The following is a 437-nucleotide window of genomic DNA, read 5'->3' as shown; positions in this document are numbered from 1 at the left end:
CAACCGAAAGGGTGAGGCCCATGCCGAACATGATGATTGACAGAAGCGTGACGATCCAGGGCGCGATTTGCTTGAAAGTGTCAGGAAAGAAAAAGCCGAGTACGGCAAATAGGCTTACCCAGATGGCAAAGGTCTTGCCCACGAAAGCCGAAACGGCTGCCAGCATCTTCATGTCTATACTCCCAATATGATCATGGACTCCGTCTAGTCTCCTATGGTGCCCTGTCAAGGTCATTACTCCGTTGCCCGACCTCGCGGTCGAAAACGAACCCTCAGCCGTGGTCCCACAGTCGCCGCAAGGCTGAAATTCGACGATGGCTCATCTATCCGCTTCCCGTTGCGCCGAAGAGAACCCGAAGGCCGCGCATACAGGGACTTGATGGGTCGGCGAATTGCCTTTTTACCGCAATTACAGTCAGACTCGATCGAACATCTCC

The 437-nt window shown here is 54.0% G+C and carries 1 pseudogene; it reads right to left on the bottom strand.

From position 1 onward, the window contains the following. Window positions 1–172, bottom strand: a pseudogene (locus EN846_RS36285) (bile acid:sodium symporter family protein); the annotation flags it as partial. Between the last annotated feature and the right edge of the window lie 265 nt (window positions 173–437).

This window comes from Mesorhizobium sp. M4B.F.Ca.ET.203.01.1.1 (genome assembly GCF_004791025.1).
GTDB lineage: Bacteria > Pseudomonadota > Alphaproteobacteria > Rhizobiales > Rhizobiaceae > Mesorhizobium > Mesorhizobium abyssinicae.
This window is presented reverse-complemented; position numbering and strand designations above follow the sequence as displayed.